We start from the raw sequence: 17,270 nt of genomic DNA, 5'->3' as shown, positions 1-17,270 counted from the left end.
GATGTTGCTGAGATCGGGGCGATTCGTTTTTGTATCTTATGGAATCATCAATAAAAAGACAACCTGACCGACATGCTATGTATTCCTATTTATCTGAAGAACGGCGAATGACAACCGCCATTCCATCGACGAGAGACCATGCCAACGATTGAGCATGGTCGGCTGTGAGGGTCAGCCGCAGATAGGATGAAGGCTCTGCAGGTTGGTCTCTGAAAAGCTGAGCCACCCAACCCTTCATACTGTGCCATCCGACTTTCCCGAGCAGGACAGCACTCCGGAGAAGACCATCGTTAGCCACAGATGGAACCACAGTCAGGCTCAGAGACGGCGTAAATGTCAGGACGTAGTCGGTCGGCATGTCCGCGACAGAAATCGGTTCCTGCTCGACAGCTGCACCCGGTTCAATCTTTCTCCTCATGACTGGTGGCCGTGCTATCAAGCGATGGACCCCTTTTAGGGCCTCTTGCGGTCCTGCCGACCATGTCACGATGGGGATTTGGTGAAGGTCGATTCCGCGACCTTTAATGAGAATCGTACTTGCCCTCAAATCAATGAGAAGATAGGTCTGCGGACGGGCCGCGAGTTTGAGCTCTTCTTCCAGAACACGTGTCGCTTCTTTGAGTTCATGCAGGTTATTGGGATTCAGATCGGGAAAGGCTTCGGGTTCCTTTCCCCACCCTGGTGTGGCAAATGCGAGCAGGAGAAGAATGGCGCAGAAGTGCATCGTCAATGTCTGCGCGTTTCAGTGGATTAAAAGATCATGATCGGTGTCCCCACTCGAGCGAGTTTGTAGACACCTTTCAGATCGTTGTCGTTGAGCCGAATACACCCATGCGTCACGTTCTTTCCCAATAGCCTGGTATAGAGCGTCCCATGGATGAAGTACCCTTTACCGAACCCGAGCGCATAGTCACCGAGTACTCCCTGTTCGGCACGGTCCGCAGCATTTTGTGGAACGGCGAGCCCCTCTTCGACGAATGCCCAATCCGGCTTGATCCATGTGGGATTGGTCAATTTGGACTTGACGAGAAATTCCCCTCGCGGCGTGTCAAACACCCATTGATTGTTGCCTTCACCGGGCTTGTCAAGAATCGTCCCGCTCCCAGTCGATGCAATGGCATGAAGAACGATTTCATCCTGACGCTTCACATAGAGTCGGTTTCGAGCTGTATCTACCAAAATATAAGGCTGGTTAGGCGTGAGTTGGGCCAGCTGTTTAGAAAGCGCCTTATACCTGGCCTGTAGCGTACGAAGGGAGGCTTTCTCTTCAGCTGGTGCCGGCTGAATCTCATGACTTATACCGGATGTGGGAGAGGTGGTCGTCGGAGCATTCATCGCCAGGAGGATGATGAGAATGACTGCGAACGTTGCGAGAAGGATTCGTCCCATTGGTCTCCGCTCAGATTTCTTCTTTGCTACGGTCGAGTTGCGCCAATGCCGATGCGACTGCATTTTGTTTGGTTAATGCACCGACAATGGTGACCGGTGTTCCAACCGGGACGCTCTCATAGAGAACCGCCATACTGGAGTTATCGAGCATCACACACCCGAGAGTCTGCGCCAGCCGTTCATTGTCTGCGCCATGAATTTCGATCTGACCGCCAATACCTTTGAACGGAGAAATTTTCCCCGACCGCTTTGCAAGCTGGAAGCGCCGCCGATCTTCGCCATTAGGGTAGTCTAGAGCCAATGCTCGGTAGAACTGCGTCTGGCCTGGCCCCCGTCTCTCGGTCACACGATAGCGCCCTTCCGGAGTCGCCCCGTCTCCCTGAAACTGTTTCTCCAGCATGCCATTGAATCCTAAGCGAACTGGATATGATAACACTTTCCGACCACCCTTATAGACACTCAGTTCTCGCTCGGCCTTGCTCACCACAATGGCAATCGCCTGATGCGTGCGCGACCAATCAACCGTCTGTTTGGCCAAGGTCTGCCAGTAGATGATCCGACTCTCATCAGCGTACCGCCCTAATTCTTGACTGAGTAAGGATGCTTGCGCTTTGAGGGCGTGGTCGGCTTTCTCAGCTGCCTGCATGGCTCTCGGGTAGTCTTTTTGATCAAGGAACGCTCGCGCCTGTTTGACTAGAAGATCCGTCTGAACGCCTTTTTGTCCGAGCAGAATGCGTCCGTCAATCGCCTCAACCTGGACTGCGACGCTTCGAAGCTGGTCCTCCAGATGCGTGACTTTTGCCTGCATGGCATGCTGTTGCGTGACCTGCCGATCGTGGAGTTGCGACACGGTACGCTCGCCCATGATGTAGAGCCAGCGGAGATCGCTTTCAATCTCGCTTGATTCCCAGGGCCAACGAATTACGTCATCGTCAAGTTGCGCACGGGCTTTTAGCAATGCCCATTGTCGAACGAACTGGCCATATTCTTCGGGCGCGGTTTCGGGAGCACGCAGGGCAATGAGATCGTGGTCGATGGCTTCAACAGCGGCAATCAGATCGGGAGGAACAGCTTGCACGCAACCGACGAAGCCGGCCATACAGAGTAGTGCGGCAAGTAACCGATATGTCTGAGTGCCCCGCATGCTGTGATTATTTCCTCCGTCCCGGCTTACCTTTCCCCACTTTGGCGAGGGCGTTTTGTATTTCAGCTGAAACAGCTTGGCTCATATCATGAATGGCCTTGGCCTGTGTTTGTGCCGCCGGAAAATCTTCTTTATCGATGGAGGCCTGAACCTGTTTGAGCAAGGACTTCAACCCTTCAACATCGTTCCTGATCGCTTCTACCGCCGCCCGATCCTTCCCAACCGGTGCCTTGGCAACGAGATCTTGGGTGGCTCTCACAGCCTCTTCTGCAACCTGTTGAGCCTGCAATGCTGCTGCTTTAGCCTCTTCCTTCTTTTGAACTGACGCGGTCTTTATTCGGTCACTCTCTGCCTTAGCCGAAGCAGACAGTTGCTGTGCTTTGCCGTAGTCCCGAAACAATCCGAACTTTCCTTCTTGATCGGAGACTTCTTTCCTCATGGCCGCCAGTGTCCCCTCAAGCTTGGCGTATTCTTCCGCAGAATACGTGGCCGCCCCGCTCTCCTGTGCTTCTTTCAATGCCTTTTCAGCCTCTTGGAGCTGTTGGGTTGGTGGGTCCGCACACCCCGCCGTCAGTGATAGAGTGAGGGCTATTGATACAAGGGCTACTCTTCTCGCCATGCTATGGGTCCTCCTTAATGGATTTGCTTGCGAAAGCTAAGTTTATCCCAAGTCTTCCTTGATAAGTCAGATGTTAGGTAGATTCGGCCAGCGTATCAGACCTCTGATTTTGGGCATACTAACACACCAAAACGAACGAGCAAGCCCGGTGCCACTGATCACCATTGTTTACGAATCATGACTCCTTTGATTTCCTATACTTACATTGACAGTATCGTACCGACTAGTTTGATCTTGTGGCATTCTGGTGAGTGAACGCAAAACCGCCTCAATATAAACAGATCGGACAGGATAACTATGGGGTCCTTACTATCTATCGCCAGCCGTAGGCCCATGAAATTGACAGGCCTCTCTGCCTCCCCTATAATCTAGCGTTCATTTGATGTTGATTCGTTGCGGTTTGGAAGGAAAGGGGAACCATGTCGTTTACATTTCAACAGCCGTCCAACTTAAAGAAAAAGCGTGAGCATGGGTTTCGAAAGCGCATGAGTACAAAAAACGGTCGTAAGGTTCTGGCCCGTCGACGCGCGAAAGGACGCGCTCGGTTGACTGTCTAGGCCTATCGTCTCGGGTCGTGCAGGTGTTCTTCGTGTCGCTCCCCAATCTCTTGCGTTCTAGTTGAGCGTACGCCCACCTACCAGTTACAGTCTTCCCTGGGGTCATGAGCGGATGAGACACGACAAAAGCACACCCCCTTGCCCGGTAATACCCAAGGCATACAAGCATGTTGATATTTTTTTGAGGAGTCACCGAGATATCCAAGCTGTCAAGGATCATGGACGACGAATTTCGACGGCGCTTTTCAACCTTCTGGCCTGCAAGATGGACCATATACCGAGTCGGGTTGGAATTATCGTTGGCAGACGATTTGGGAATGCCGTCAGACGCAATCGTGCGAAGCGTGTGTTCCGCGAGTTGGTGAGAGATTCTCATTCGGGATTGGTTTCTGGAAGTGGGATCCTTGTTTTCCCCAAAAGGGACGTTCTCTCGTCGTCTCGAACCGATTTACTCCAAGCCTGGAAGGCAGCACTCGCACGCATGAGCCTTCTTCGCCCTGATTGAGATAGACATGAAACAAGTTTTCCTATGGATGCTACAGGGATACCGTCTGGTGATCTCACCCATGTATGGTCCGACTTGTCGATTTTATCCGTCATGCTCGCACTATGCTTCGGATGCGATCACCAAATACGGCGCATGGCATGGATTCTGGCTAGCCTGTGTCCGGCTATTGAAGTGTCACCCTTTCCACCCTGGAGGGGAAGATCCAGTCAGGTAGTGATACAAGCCTCATTTTAATAACGAAAGTATATTCTCCACATGGAAAAGCGCCTCGTTGTCTTTTTAATCCTCTCAGCCGCGATTGTCTTCGGATATGAGTATGCGCTCAAAGGATTGGGCCTGCTACCGCCTCCAACCGTCTCGGATTCCGCAGTATCAGTCTCTGATGAAGCAGCCTCTGTTTCAGGCACCAGTTCCGGAAGCCAGCCGACAACTCCTGCGGCTGGGAAAACCCCGGAGTCACCTGGTACATCCCGTAGTGATAATCCAAAGGTGCCATCTACTCGCATGGAGTCCGTCGCTGCGGCATCGGTTGAGGTAGAGACTGAGCTCTATCGTGCCAAGTTCACGTCTAGAGGAGCCGTGCTGACAAGCTGGGAGCTTAAACGCTATCGCAGCAGCTCTGATGGAAAATCTTTTGTCCAGCTCGTTCGACAGGGAGGAAAATTTGCCGACCCTCTCACCGTCACAACAGACGACGCGACACTTGCAAAGGAATTAAGGGAAAGCGTTTACAAGGTAGAGCAGGATTTTACGACCTTAGACCACGAACACCCAATCGGCCACATCACATTCCACTACGGCAACCCCGGTTCCGACATACACCTTGAGAAGCAATTCACCTTTCATGCCGACAGCTATATTGTGGATATCAGCTTGACGTCCAAAGGACTGACAGGGCCTTTGAAAGTGGAATTGGGGACCAATTTTGGCGTGGTGGAGTGGGGCGAGGGATTCATCGGTTCTGTCGGGACGGTGTCGTTGATCGACGACAAGCTGGACACAGACGCCCCGGAATCCGACACGGAGCGTAAAGGCACACTGGCTTGGACTGCCTTGCAGGACAAGTACTTCATGTCTGCGCTGATTCCGAAAGGGGGTACCTCCGCTTGGCCGAAGAAGCAGGGTGAAAAACTGGTTTCTACCGGTGTCCGCATGGGTGTCGATCCATCTGGTGCACCGGTTACATTACAGTTATTTGCGGGGCCGAAGGAATTCGACACACTTAAAAACCTACATATCCGCCTTGAAGATACGATTGACTTCGGATGGTTTCTGTTCGGTAGCTGGGACATGGTGAGGGCCGTCGCCAAACCGATCTTTTCCGTACTTCGTTCCATCAACGAGTACACCCACAATTACGGTGTCACCATCATCCTATTGACGGTTGCCATCAAGCTGTTATTCATCCCCTTGCAGTACAAGAGCTACTCATCCATGAAGCAGATGCAGACGATCCAACCGAAGGTGGCTGCACTCCAAGAGAAGTTCAAGGATGATCGTGACCGGTTGAATCGTGAGCTGATCAAGCTGTATCGCGATCATAAGGTTAATCCTGTGGGGGGCTGTCTACCGATGGTCCTTCAAATGCCGGTGTTCGTGTCCCTGTTCAATATTCTCTATATGACGATCGACCTTCGGCAAGCACCCCTGGGCCTCTGGATCACTGATCTGTCCGTTCAGGATCCCTATTACATTCTGCCCATTATCATGGGGATCAGTATGATGGTGATGCAGAAGATTCAGCCCACCACGATGGATCCCGCCCAGGCGAAGATGATGTTGATGCTGCCCGTGGTCATGACGTTCCTGTTCATTAACTTTCCTGCTGGTTTAGTCTTGTACTGGCTGACCAACAACGTCTTGTCCATCGCCCAGCAGTTTGTCACGGACCGGTTCTTTCTGAAAAATCGATCAGTGGCTCTGACGACGGATGAGCCGAGCAAGCAAAAATGACGTTTCCTGGGCCGGCCTCATACGATTAGGCGTCACGACTATGGTGGATCGTGCCTATCGACGGAGCGCCTGAGGACACAATTTGTGCCATTGCAACCCCGATGGGTGAGGGTGGCATTGGGATCATCCGCATTAGCGGCCAGAATGCAACAGCCATCGCCTCCAAACTTGTGAGGCTGCGCACAAACGGATCTCTCGATACCCATCCCACACATACGCTGCATCTTGCCGATATTGTCTCTGCCCCTCATCCTGAGTCAGCCGGTGATTCATGGCCACCAACGGCCAGGGAACACATTATTGACGAAGGCTTGGTGGTCTATATGAAAGGCCCACACTCGTTTACGGGGGAAGATGTGGTGGAGTTCCATTGCCATGGAAGCTCGACGGTACTCCGCCGCGTCTGTGAATCCTGCGTTGCAGTTGGGGCCCGATTGGCGCAACCTGGTGAATTCACGAAGCGCGCTTTCTTGAATGGGCGCCTGGATCTATCTCAAGCAGAGGCTGTCTTAGATACCATCAAAGCAAAGTCTGATTTTGCGCTTACGATCGCCCAACGGCAACTCCGTGGAGATTTAGGACGGTATGTACAGGACCTACGCACCGCCCTTTTATCGCTGACGGCACGGGTCGAGGCTGGAATCGATTTTTCAGACGAAGACATTTCTTTCGTCACTCGCGGTGAGCTCCGAACTGCCCTCCAGAATATTGCGCGTCAGATCAGAGAGATATTGGATACCGCCCAAACCGGTCGGGCTTTGCGCGAAGGGATACGAGTAGTACTCGCTGGCCCACCCAATGTAGGGAAATCTAGCTTACTCAACAGCCTTATTCATGACGATCGCGCGATAGTTACTGATGTCCCGGGAACAACGCGGGACCTCATTGAAGAAGCCGTGATGTGGAATGGACTTTCTATCACATTAGTAGATACCGCTGGTTTGCGTGACACCGTTGATGTCGTTGAACAGGAGGGTATCAAACGATCCAAGACCGCCCAGGCAGAAGCAGACCTCACGCTTTATGTGATTGACGCTGTTTCGGTTCAGAAGTCCGGGGTTTCTGATTTTCCTTTCCCGCTTGTCGACCCTAAACAGCTCATTGTTCTAAACAAAATCGATGTGCTGGCTCCATGTACGCTGCAACCCCTGTCTGAAGAGTTGGCCCACCGTTTATGCCAGCGCATTCTTCCAATTTCTACGAGAACTGGCGAGGGCCTGGACGAGCTGAAGACAACCATTACCTCTCGCTTTCTCACTGGATCCTTTGAGGCCTATGAAGGGGTGGTTATCACGAATGTCCGTCATCGTGCTGCATTGGAGCAGGCAACCACTGCGATTATGGATGCTTTGTCTTCCATCGAGAGCGGAGGGCAAGCTGAACTTCTGGCCGTTGATCTCCACGATGCGGCTGATGCGTTGGGAGGGATTATTGGGACTTTGACGTCGGATGATGTACTGGAACAGATTTTCTCACAGTTTTGTATCGGCAAATAGGTAACCGACATGGCACAGACCTTCGACGTAATCGTGGTAGGAGGTGGACATGCGGGTTGCGAGGCTGCTCTTGCTTCCGCACGCATGGGGGCCATGACTTTACTCTTGACGATGGACCTTTCTCGCATCGCTCAGATGTCGTGCAATCCAGCGATCGGTGGAATTGCGAAGGGACACCTTGTCAAGGAAATCGATGCACTTGGCGGTGAGATGGGGCGTAATACCGATCAGTCCGGTATCCAGTTTCGATTCATCAATACGAGCAAAGGACCGGCCGTCCGGGCCTTACGAGCCCAGTGTGATAAATCTCTGTATCGACAGGTGATGCAACACACCCTCAAATCCGAATCCTTGCTGACGATGTCCGAAGGTGTCGTCGATCGATTGCTGGTGCACGGCGGAACCGTGACCGGAATTGTTACCGGATCCGGCGAGACCATTTACTCGAGAGCCGTTGTTCTAACATCAGGTACTTTTCTTAAGGGACTTATCCATATCGGTTTACAACACTTCCCGGCCGGTCGGGCGGGCGAAGCCTCCGCCGAGCACCTTTCTGATTGCATGCGCGATTTAGGGTTTGAGGTGGGCCGGCTGAAGACTGGAACACCTCCCCGCTTGGATAAGGAGACCATCGACTTCTCCGTGATGGTTCCCCAACCTGGCGACATCCCCCCTCCTCCATTTTCCTATCGCACGCAGAGCATCACCACTCAGCAGATTCTTTGCCATTTGACCTATACGGGGCAGGCCACACACGAACTCATTCGACAAAATTTAGATCGGTCCCCTCTGTACAGTGGTGTGATTGAATCCACCGGGCCTCGCTATTGTCCCTCCATTGAAGACAAGGTGGTTCGCTTTGCCGATAAAGAACGGCACCAGATTTTCATTGAGCCAGAAGGCCTAGACTCTACCGAGTTCTACCCAAACGGGATCTCAACAAGTCTGCCCGTCGATGTTCAAGCCGCAATCCTGAAAACAATCCCTGGATTAGAACACGCTAAAATACTTAAGCCTGGCTATGCCATAGAATACGATTACTTTCCTCCTCGGCAACTCTACCGAACGCTTGAAACTAAATTGGTGACAGGACTTTATCACGCAGGTCAGATCAATGGGACGTCCGGATATGAAGAAGCTGCTGCTCAAGGTTTAGTAGCTGGGATCAATGCAGTTCTCAAAATCAGGGAACGTCCGCCATTTATATTGGATCGCTCGCAGGCCTACATAGGTGTACTCGTCGATGATCTCATCACCAAGGATGCCTATGAGCCATACCGGATGTTCACCTCGAGGGCCGAATATCGATTGTTGCTCCGCCATGGGAATGCAGACCTCCGCCTTATGGATATCGGGTATGAGTTAGGACTTATTCCGCGATATCCGTATGAAAGATTGATTCGCAAGAGAGAATTGATCGAGTCGGAGATTTCAAATCTGCGTGGTTCGAGACCTCAATTTACAGAACAGATTAGCTTTCGGACTAGGGGCACGTACCTTGAGAATGCCTCTTCAGTCCAATCAATGGCGCAGTTACTTCGCAGGCAAGAAGCTTGTTATCGTGAGCTTATGAATATTTTTGATCTACAACCAGTTGAGGACGACATTGCCGAGGAAGTCGAACTTCAAATCAAATATGAGGGATATATACAGAGACAAGTTCGGCAAGTTGAAAAGTTTAAGAAACTTGAGAAAAAATTGATTCCCAGTTCATTTGATTACGACATGGTCCCTGGATTTTCACGTGAAGTCCGTGAAAAATTCAATCGTGTCAGACCGGAGACTGTGGGACAGGCTTCACGAATTTCTGGAGTGACTCCAGCCGCAATTTCCCTTCTGCTTGTGGCAATTGAAAAGGGAAGGCGGCAAATTCATTACAACGCTCAACACCCCGAAAGTGCTCGATAGGCACCTTTTCTATTGACCTCCTCTCTGTATCAGCGTAATTGTTCCACGTGGAACAACTTGGGGCACTTGAACACTTACTCCATGAAAGCTCAAGACAAATTGGTGTCCCGATTGAACCAGATCAAGCACAACAATTCCTTCTGTACTTGAAGCAATTAAATATTTGGAATCAATCATTCAATCTCACTGCAATTATTAAAGACGAGGAAGTGATTGTCAAACACTTCATCGACTCTTTAGCTGCCCTGAAAGCTGTAAATATTGGAACTAACGCTCATATTCTTGACATTGGTGCTGGGGCAGGTTTTCCAGGAATTCCTTTAAAAATCGTTAGACCAGATCTTTGCATAACACTGGTTGAACCAGCCCACAAGAAATCAGCCTTTCTGCATTTTATTGTCGGCCTCTTACGGCTAACATGCGTTGATGTTTTTCAGGGAACCATTGAACGATTCAATAGCACACGTCCTGTCACGATGACGTATGACTATCTGACAACTCGGGCGCTCAACCCATCACTGATTTTTAAGAAAGCACGGAGCTTACTGGTTGAAGGAGGCAAGGCGATTATTTATTCTGCCAGGCCGTTTGATAGAACGTTGCTGCCAAGCGATTGGTATTTTGTAGACGACTATACGTTCGAATTGCCCTATGCCTATGGGCCTCGAACTATCACCATATTTTCATATCGTGACGAGTTGTCCCCTCACGTTGTTCCACGTGGAACATAATTTTGCCTAGGAGTCTTTTGGTGGGAAGAGTTATAGCTGTTGCCAATCAGAAAGGCGGGGTAGGAAAAACAACCACTGCCATTAATCTTTCAACAGCGGTTGCCCTTGAGGGAAAAGCTGTATTGTTGATTGATATAGATCCACAAGGAAATGCAACAAGTGGCCTTGGCATAGACCAGAGAACCTTGAAAAGGAGCACCTACAGCTGTCTCGTCAAAAACAGTACGATTCACGAATCCATAATAGAAACAACTATTTCTGGACTCAACCTCTTACCGGCTAATGCCGATCTCGCGGGTGCTGAGGTGGAACTCGCAAATATCGAAGGCCGTGAAGGCCATCTTCGATCACTGATTGCTGAAATACGAGACCAATACGATTTTATCCTTCTTGATTGCCCACCGGCACTTGGCATTCTGACCATTAATGCGCTCACGGCAGCCAACTCTGTGCTCATACCTGTTCAATGCGAATACTACGCGATGGAAGGCCTGACCAGACTCGTTGGAAGCATCGAGCTTGTCCGTCAATCGTACAATCCGGGCCTAGAGATTGAGGGTATTGCTCTCACGATGTTTGATTCGCGAATCAGTCTTTCTCGGCAGGTAGCAGACCAAGTACGGTCTCATTTTACACACAAGGTATACCAGTCCGTGATCCCTCGTAATGTTGCACTTGCAGAAGCACCTAGTTACGGTCGGCCGGGAATCCTCTACAACATGGCATCATCCGGATCGCAGTCTTACGTATCATTAGCTAAGGAGTTTATTGCGCATGGAGAAAAAGGCTCTCGGTAAAGGGCTCGACGCGCTATTGCCACCCGTCAGGCTGAGCAGGACCGAAGACACGGCCGATGTCCAACGGATTCCGATCGACCAGATTGTGCCGAACCGCTATCAACCGCGGCAGACTTTCCTGCAGCAAGAGCTTACTGAACTGACGGAATCCATTAAGGAGAGCGGCGTTATTCAGCCCATTATAGTCCGCCGGAAGGGCGATGGCGTCTATGAGTTAATTGCTGGAGAACGACGCTGGCGGGCCTCAAAAGAGGCCGGACTTACCGTCATTCCCGCCGTGCTCAAGAATTGTACGGATCAGGAAGCCTTACTCCTTGCTCTGGTCGAAAATCTCCAACGTGAAGATTTAAACCCGATGGAGACAGCCCGCGCCTATTCTCGAATGATGAAAGAGTTCGGTCTGACCCAAGAAGCCGTCGCCGCCAAGGTAGGCCGGGATCGGTCTTCCGTGGCCAACTTTATCCGTTTAACCCATCTCCCCCTGGATCTCCAAGGACTTGTGGAAGGAGGAACTCTTTCCACCGGTCACGCCAAAGCCCTTCTCAGCCTCTCCACCCCGGAGGCCCAGCTGCGGGTTGCAAAACTGGTGACAGCTGGAAATTTGTCTGTTCGCCAAACCGAGAAACTGGTCGAACAATCCATCGTCGCGAAACAGCCCGTCGCGCGGCCCCCTCGAACCACACAATGGAGCGATCTTGAAGACAGATTACAAAAGCGTCTTGGCACCAAAGTGACCCTCCACCCCCACGGTCAGGGCGGGAAACTCGTAATCCACTACTTCTCCTCGGACGAACTAGACGGGGTCGTCGAAACCCTCTTGGGTTGATACTTGCCTCCAAGCCTTCCTCTCCCCTCCTATATCTCAATATTTCGCTCACCCCTGATCACCCACTAAATATCTCCCCCAAACCGACCGATATGGAACATAACGGCACCGTGCCGTTTGTTCTGTCAGAGGCCAGCCACATTGTGAGAGGAGGGGATCGTATGTGGAAAGATAAGCAAGATGGTAGACGCACGGATGACAACGACTTAGATGCCATGAGCTCGGCGCTCGATACGCCCAGGCCTGACACGGGCCATGACGTCAGTGCATTCGTCGGTAAAGGAGTCGTTTTCAAAGGAACCATCACGTATAACGGAACCGTGCGTATTGATGGAACCCTCGAGGGGGAAATTCATACGGACGGCATCTTACTCGTAGGCGAAGACGCCGTTCTTAATGCCAAAGTCACGGCCGGAACTATCGTCTGTAAGGGCAAGATCACCGGGGATATCACTGCGCGAGAAAAGATGAAATTGCGAGCGCCTGCAGTGATCAACGGTGGAGTCACAACTCCAATGCTTTCCATGGAAGAAGGCGTCTCATTCAACGGAACGTTGGAGATGGAACAACAAGCCCGTCCCGTTCACAAAGATCTACCGCTTCATTCTGTTGGGACCAGCACCGAGCCACCCGTGCGCCGGCTGACCGTCTAGCGGAATAGTGTCGGAGCGGTGAGCGAGGGACACGCGGCTGCCAGGTCAAAGGATCCTGGCCCATGTACCACGTTCACCACTCCCTTCACATTGGTCTTGTCACAAGGAGCAGAGAGCGCTCATGTGGGCCATCGGAGAAAAACAGGCAACCGACACCCCTCCCAACGACAACTTTACCTTTCTCAGTAAGGGAGTCGATTTTCGGGGCATCCTGAATTTTGACGGAACCATACGAATTGACGGTCGGGTGGAAGGAGAAATCACCACCAGTGGGACCCTCATCATCGGGGAGCAAGCCGTCGTGAAAGGGGTGATCTCGGCCGGGATTCTTATCACCAGCGGCAAAGTCAATGCCACAATCTCAGCAACGGCAAAAATTCAAATCCAGAAACCAGGTATCCTCATTGGCGATATCCGTACACCGGGCATTTCTATCGAAGATGGCGCTCACTTTCATGGCATGTGCGATATGGGGGCCCATAAATGGGTGGAGGAGCACTCCTCGTCCAAGAACACTCATGACACCACTACCTACCGGGGGAAGACCCGTTCAACCAGCCTCTAGCCCGCAATATTCAACCGCTTCGTAACGAACCTGCGTGGGCTACACATGTCCTGAATCATCGTACCTCTTTCGTGGGAAAGAACCACATACGCCTTTCCCGTCTTCGTTTCCCGTTTCACCGTTCGGCAGCCGCATGGCCCTGTGTATCATCGACAACCGGACGACGCCCAACAGAAACAGTCACCTCGGCCAGGAGCAAATTGGAGTCGAAGCACTCCCCGATAAAGCGACTAGCCCTTTCCCCTAGACACTCGGTACAATACCGTTCCTATGGCTCGGAAGTCTGTTCTACTGGGTATGAGCGGTGGAGTTGATAGCTCTGTCGCCGCAGCATTGCTCGTACGACAAGGTTATGACGTCCATGGCATCACTCTTCAGGTGTGGGAACACGAAGACGACTCCGTCGCCACATCAAAGAAGTGGCAAGAACGCGGCTGCTGCAAGGTTGGGATCGCACGGCATGTCGCGAAGCTTCTCGGCATCCCGCACGAGGTCGTTGATACCCGACACACCTTTCGTCACGCCGTCATTGACGACTTCATCCAAGGCTATACCACCGGCACGACACCCAATCCCTGTGTGCGTTGTAATGAACGGGTGAAGATTCATACCCTCGTTGACCTCGCGCTACAACGCAGAGTCGACTATGTGGCAACCGGGCATTATGCGCGATTGCATGACCACAGAGGATTCTCCGTCCTTTCACGGTCCGTCGATCCTCGAAAAGATCAAACATATTTCCTCTATCGTCTCCGAGCTGAATGGCTCCCTCGCCTCCTCTTTCCATTAGGAGGTCTGGAGAAGGCCGCCGTCTGGAAAGAAGCCGAGGCACTGAGCCTGCCAGTCGAGGAACTCAAGGAAAGCCAGGAGATCTGCTTCGTGAGCCAGGGTGATTATCGGACCTTTCTCGAGCAAGAAGCGCCACATTCCCGGAAACAAGGATTGTTTACTGACCAGGAGGGCCGTCCCCTGGGGCAGCATGACGGTATCGCATTCTATACACCCGGCCAGCGTCGAGGCCTTGGTATCGCCACAGGCCAGCGTCTCTACGTTCATCAGGTGCAGCCCGCAACCAATACAGTGGTGCTCGGACACAGCGAACGACTTCACTCAGAATGCACCGTCGCGGACCTTAATATGTTTGCTCCCGATTTCCCCTCCCACAGTGCCGACGTTCATGTGAAGATTCGCTATGCAACGCCTGCTACTCTCGCGACACTCACAGTGCGAGACTCGTCAGCACTGCATGTCCAGTTCCACCACCCGCAACGGGGGTTAAGCCCCGGACAGTCGGCAGTGTTCTATAGTGGGGACGACGTTCTTGGTGGCGGTATCATCCAACCCTTCCCACCATCGTAAATGAAGCCGTGCTTCTTGACTTGTCCCTGAATCTTCAGATAGCCTCTGGAGGTTCGGGTGTGCAATCGTACCACTCTGTCATGTCATCGACAGACACAGTGGTCTTAATTAGTCAGAGGGCATCATGTTCGGTTCATTTGGTTGGATGGAACTACTCCTGATCCTGATTATTGTGCTGATCATCTTCGGTGCAGGGAAACTGCCCCAACTAGGGGAAGGCCTTGGCAAAGCCATCAAAGGTTTTAAGAAATCGGTTCATGAAGCCGACGCAATCGATATCACACCAGGAGAACAGCCTTCACAGGGCGAGCCTCAGGCAAGCTCTGCCGCTCAGGTCGGTACTCAGGCTGAACCAACTCCATCGCCCAGGCCCGCGACCACCCAACCCACTCAGGTGAAACAAGGCTAACAACCCACCCCTCGGTGGATGAATAAATGACGGGGCGCCGTCAGACGATAACCGCAATAGCCAATCATGTTTGGACTGGGCGCAGGCGAGATCCTCATCATTTTGATCATCGCCTTTCTCCTGTTTGGACCCAAAGAACTGCCGGAAGTCGGTCGCCAAGTTGGTAAAGCCATCAAGGGTTTTAAAGATACGGCTGATGACCTTCGCAAATCCGTCGAGCCGGAACTCAACCTGATACAGCAGGAAGTCAAAATGGTAGAGCAAGACCTTCAAGCCTCTCTCAAAGAAGCCGAAGAAGAACTCACAGCGGAACCCAAGTCGGGAGAGGCGGGTCCATCATCATTGCCTAAGTCCGGTCCTGCATGACACAAACATAGGATCACACCCCCCCTGATCACCCACATAAAGGAGAAAGGCAGCCGCCACACCGACATCTCGTAGCTTCGCACTCATCAAGATCTTCATGACGATGGTTGGACACCCTGGCCCAGCTGTTCTCCCCCTCGGGTTCGTATGCAACTCCCTTGGGCTTTTGAGACCGCAACCAAATCCACCTGACGATGAGAGCACCGGATGGTATCTGCCTGTCTAGAGACACGATGGACATACTGTATGGCATGGGAACACCGAAGCAGTTCGGTCATCGGAAGAAAGTTTTTCTCCAATTCCTGACAGTCGTCAGTCTCATCGCAGGTCACTCTACAGTACAGGCAGCCTTCCAACTCCCGGAAGGAGAAAAAATCACGAACCCCATCGTCATCGGACGAGGAATTCCCCAAAAAGAGGCCTATGAGCCATTCGATCCAAGGATCGGTCGCAATTTCAATCTGAAAAACCTCTGGATGCGAGCCGACATGCGTGTGAGACCCGAGTATCGGACCAATGTCTGCTTTGGTGGAGGTATTGGAGCCGCTGGCCAATGTAACACACCAGGACTCGTTGCCAACAATCTTCCTGGAAAGGCAAACGACCAGTTCGTCCAGCAAATGACTCGATTAGGTATCGGGTATGATCTTTCACCGGACGTCAATTTCTACCTTGAGTTCATCGACTCGAGAACATGGGGCGGGAATGGAACGCCCGTCGGTGCGAATGGTGCAGGAAATAACGGAGATCCCGCCATCCATACCTGCGGTTCCACCCTTGTCGGCTCCACCCCCGCAAATGTACGACCTGCCTGTACCCTTGGGATCCGAGCCGGGTACATGTTGATCCGCAACTTTGCAGGCGTCCAAGGCCTAGGACTTAAAGCAGGCCGGCAATACCTTGTCTTCGGAGATCAAAGCCTCTTCGGTCACTTTGATTGGGCCAATACCGGGTGGTCGTTTGACGGGGTGATGCTTCAGTATTCAACCAGCATTATAGATACGCACCTCGGCTGGTTTCGCACAGCCGAAACCGATCTCTTACAGGGGGCCACCCTCGGAAGCGGCGGACCGAATATCGGCGGCACTGGTCAGGCGAGAAATGCAGCCGGTGACGCCGATTTTATTATCTTTTACAATCAAATCAAGGCTGTCCCGGGCTTTCTGATCGAACCGTTCTATATCTATTACAAAAACAATCTCGGAGGGGGTGATGTCTCCTTCCAAGGACTCGGCACTCCCAAGCATGGCAATCAAACCCGCCATGTCATCGGAAACCGAGTCGCGATGAAAAAAGGCTACTTTGATTTCTCGAGTGAAGTGGTCTACCAATTCGGTCAGCTGGGGGACACCGCCAACAGTGCCAGTAGTCTCTGTGGCGATCCCGGTGGAGAGGGGAAATGTCTCCACATCAACGCCTGGGCCACCAGAAACTGGATCGGATACACGGCTTTTAATTTGCCCGGCAAACCTCGCATCGCTTTTAATTTTGATTATGCGTCCGGCGACGGTCGCGCGAATTGCACGTTATCGAACGGGGCCTACGGAGCTTGTAAGACAGCGAATACCTTTGAAAACTTTTTCCCCACGAACCACATCCATATGGGATACATGGATGTCATGGGATGGAAGAATATGATGAGTTTCTCAGGAAACTTCCAGGCACGTCTGTCCCCCGATGATCATATCGAAATATGGTACACCAACCTCCATCTCGCCAATGCGAAAGACAACTGGTACCGAGCCAGTCAAGGCGTCTATGTCTTTTCGCAACCGGGCAATACCAAGACCCATATCGGTGACGAGGTGGACGTTGCCTGGACACACTTCTTCATGCACGGCATGGTGGCCTTTCAGGCGGGGTACGGTCACCTCTTTCCTGGTTCATACATTTCGCAAAATCTCGGACGACGCGCAGTCGGTCAAGACTGGGCCTACGCCCAGCTTTGGATCAACTTCTGATGGAGTGACGAGACGTCCTGACGCTCATT

The 17,270-nt window shown here is 52.0% G+C and carries 19 protein-coding genes; 15 read left to right on the top strand and 4 right to left on the bottom strand.

Features of this window, described 5'->3' with window-relative positions; all coding sequences use genetic code 11:
- Positions 1-85: 85 nt before the first annotated feature.
- From ACMTNU_RS02070 to ACMTNU_RS02055, 4 genes are read right to left on the bottom strand one after another with little or no spacing between them, the layout of a single operon-like run.
- Positions 86-724, bottom strand: coding sequence for a hypothetical protein (locus ACMTNU_RS02070; RefSeq protein ID WP_413933528.1), 639 nt, complete (start codon positions 722-724; stop codon positions 86-88).
- Positions 725-750: 26 nt separating this feature from the next.
- On the bottom strand, positions 751-1,389 hold the full coding sequence (locus ACMTNU_RS02065; protein WP_413933527.1) for a L,D-transpeptidase family protein: 639 nt from the start codon (positions 1,387-1,389) through the stop codon (positions 751-753).
- Between the two features lie 10 nt (positions 1,390-1,399).
- Positions 1,400-2,533 carry a L,D-transpeptidase family protein gene (locus tag ACMTNU_RS02060; RefSeq protein ID WP_413933526.1) on the bottom strand — a complete coding sequence of 378 codons (1,134 nt, stop codon included), beginning with the start codon at positions 2,531-2,533 and terminating at the stop codon, positions 1,400-1,402.
- 7 nt (positions 2,534-2,540) lie between these two features.
- Positions 2,541-3,152, bottom strand: a complete 612-nt coding sequence (locus ACMTNU_RS02055; RefSeq protein WP_413933525.1) for a hypothetical protein — start codon at positions 3,150-3,152, stop codon at positions 2,541-2,543.
- A 419-nt stretch (positions 3,153-3,571) separates the two neighbouring features.
- On the opposite strand from ACMTNU_RS02055, the gene rpmH reads away from it, so the two are divergent.
- The 15 genes from rpmH to ACMTNU_RS01980 all read left to right on the top strand — a co-directional run bounded on the left by rpmH (position 3,572) and on the right by ACMTNU_RS01980 (position 17,241).
- Positions 3,572-3,709, top strand: a complete 138-nt coding sequence (rpmH, locus tag ACMTNU_RS02050; RefSeq protein WP_080886085.1) for a 50S ribosomal protein L34 — start codon at positions 3,572-3,574, stop codon at positions 3,707-3,709.
- A gap of 112 nt (positions 3,710-3,821) precedes the next feature.
- Positions 3,822-4,214: a ribonuclease P protein component gene (gene rnpA, locus ACMTNU_RS02045; protein ID WP_413933524.1), complete on the top strand. Its 393-nt coding sequence runs from the start codon at positions 3,822-3,824 to the stop codon at positions 4,212-4,214.
- Positions 4,215-4,221: 7 nt separating this feature from the next.
- Positions 4,222-4,431, top strand: a complete 210-nt coding sequence (yidD, locus tag ACMTNU_RS02040; protein ID WP_413933523.1) for a membrane protein insertion efficiency factor YidD — start codon at positions 4,222-4,224, stop codon at positions 4,429-4,431.
- A 41-nt stretch (positions 4,432-4,472) separates the two neighbouring features.
- Positions 4,473-6,170 (top strand): membrane protein insertase YidC, encoded by a 1,698-nt coding sequence (yidC, locus tag ACMTNU_RS02035; RefSeq protein WP_413933522.1) that lies wholly within the window; start codon positions 4,473-4,475, stop codon positions 6,168-6,170.
- 50 nt (positions 6,171-6,220) lie between these two features.
- Positions 6,221-7,666: a tRNA uridine-5-carboxymethylaminomethyl(34) synthesis GTPase MnmE gene (mnmE, locus tag ACMTNU_RS02030; protein WP_413933521.1), complete on the top strand. Its 1,446-nt coding sequence runs from the start codon at positions 6,221-6,223 to the stop codon at positions 7,664-7,666.
- A 9-nt stretch (positions 7,667-7,675) separates the two neighbouring features.
- On the top strand, positions 7,676-9,574 hold the full coding sequence (gene mnmG / locus ACMTNU_RS02025) for a tRNA uridine-5-carboxymethylaminomethyl(34) synthesis enzyme MnmG (protein WP_413933520.1): 1,899 nt from the start codon (positions 7,676-7,678) through the stop codon (positions 9,572-9,574).
- A gap of 47 nt (positions 9,575-9,621) precedes the next feature.
- Complete coding sequence (rsmG, locus tag ACMTNU_RS02020) at positions 9,622-10,305, top strand: 16S rRNA (guanine(527)-N(7))-methyltransferase RsmG (protein WP_413933519.1); 684 nt, start codon at positions 9,622-9,624, stop codon at positions 10,303-10,305.
- 20 nt (positions 10,306-10,325) lie between these two features.
- Complete coding sequence (locus tag ACMTNU_RS02015) at positions 10,326-11,102, top strand: ParA family protein (RefSeq protein WP_413933518.1); 777 nt, start codon at positions 10,326-10,328, stop codon at positions 11,100-11,102.
- Positions 11,080-11,928, top strand: a complete 849-nt coding sequence (locus tag ACMTNU_RS02010) for a ParB/RepB/Spo0J family partition protein (protein ID WP_413933517.1) — start codon at positions 11,080-11,082, stop codon at positions 11,926-11,928. The genes ACMTNU_RS02015 and ACMTNU_RS02010 overlap by 23 nt, the downstream gene beginning before the upstream one ends.
- A gap of 161 nt (positions 11,929-12,089) precedes the next feature.
- Positions 12,090-12,581, top strand: coding sequence for a bactofilin family protein (locus ACMTNU_RS02005; protein ID WP_413933516.1), 492 nt, complete (start codon positions 12,090-12,092; stop codon positions 12,579-12,581).
- Positions 12,582-12,702: 121 nt separating this feature from the next.
- Positions 12,703-13,146, top strand: a complete 444-nt coding sequence (locus ACMTNU_RS02000) for a bactofilin family protein (RefSeq protein WP_413933515.1) — start codon at positions 12,703-12,705, stop codon at positions 13,144-13,146.
- 270 nt (positions 13,147-13,416) lie between these two features.
- Positions 13,417-14,505, top strand: coding sequence for a tRNA 2-thiouridine(34) synthase MnmA (gene mnmA, locus ACMTNU_RS01995; RefSeq protein WP_413933514.1), 1,089 nt, complete (start codon positions 13,417-13,419; stop codon positions 14,503-14,505).
- Between the two features lie 124 nt (positions 14,506-14,629).
- A complete protein-coding gene (gene tatA / locus ACMTNU_RS01990) occupies positions 14,630-14,914 on the top strand; it encodes a twin-arginine translocase TatA/TatE family subunit (protein WP_413933513.1) in 285 nt (94 codons plus the stop codon).
- A gap of 66 nt (positions 14,915-14,980) precedes the next feature.
- Entirely contained in the window at positions 14,981-15,280 is a 300-nt protein-coding gene (gene tatA / locus ACMTNU_RS01985) for a twin-arginine translocase TatA/TatE family subunit (protein WP_413933512.1), read from the top strand.
- 233 nt (positions 15,281-15,513) lie between these two features.
- On the top strand, positions 15,514-17,241 hold the full coding sequence (locus ACMTNU_RS01980) for an alginate export family protein (RefSeq protein ID WP_413933511.1): 1,728 nt from the start codon (positions 15,514-15,516) through the stop codon (positions 17,239-17,241).
- Positions 17,242-17,270 lie beyond the last annotated feature (29 nt).

The sequence above is a fragment of the Nitrospira sp. BLG_1 genome, assembly GCF_047338595.1.
Lineage (GTDB): Bacteria > Nitrospirota > Nitrospiria > Nitrospirales > Nitrospiraceae > Nitrospira_D.
The sequence above is the reverse complement of the archived record's forward strand: the minus strand, read 5'-3'. Positions and strand labels throughout refer to the sequence as shown.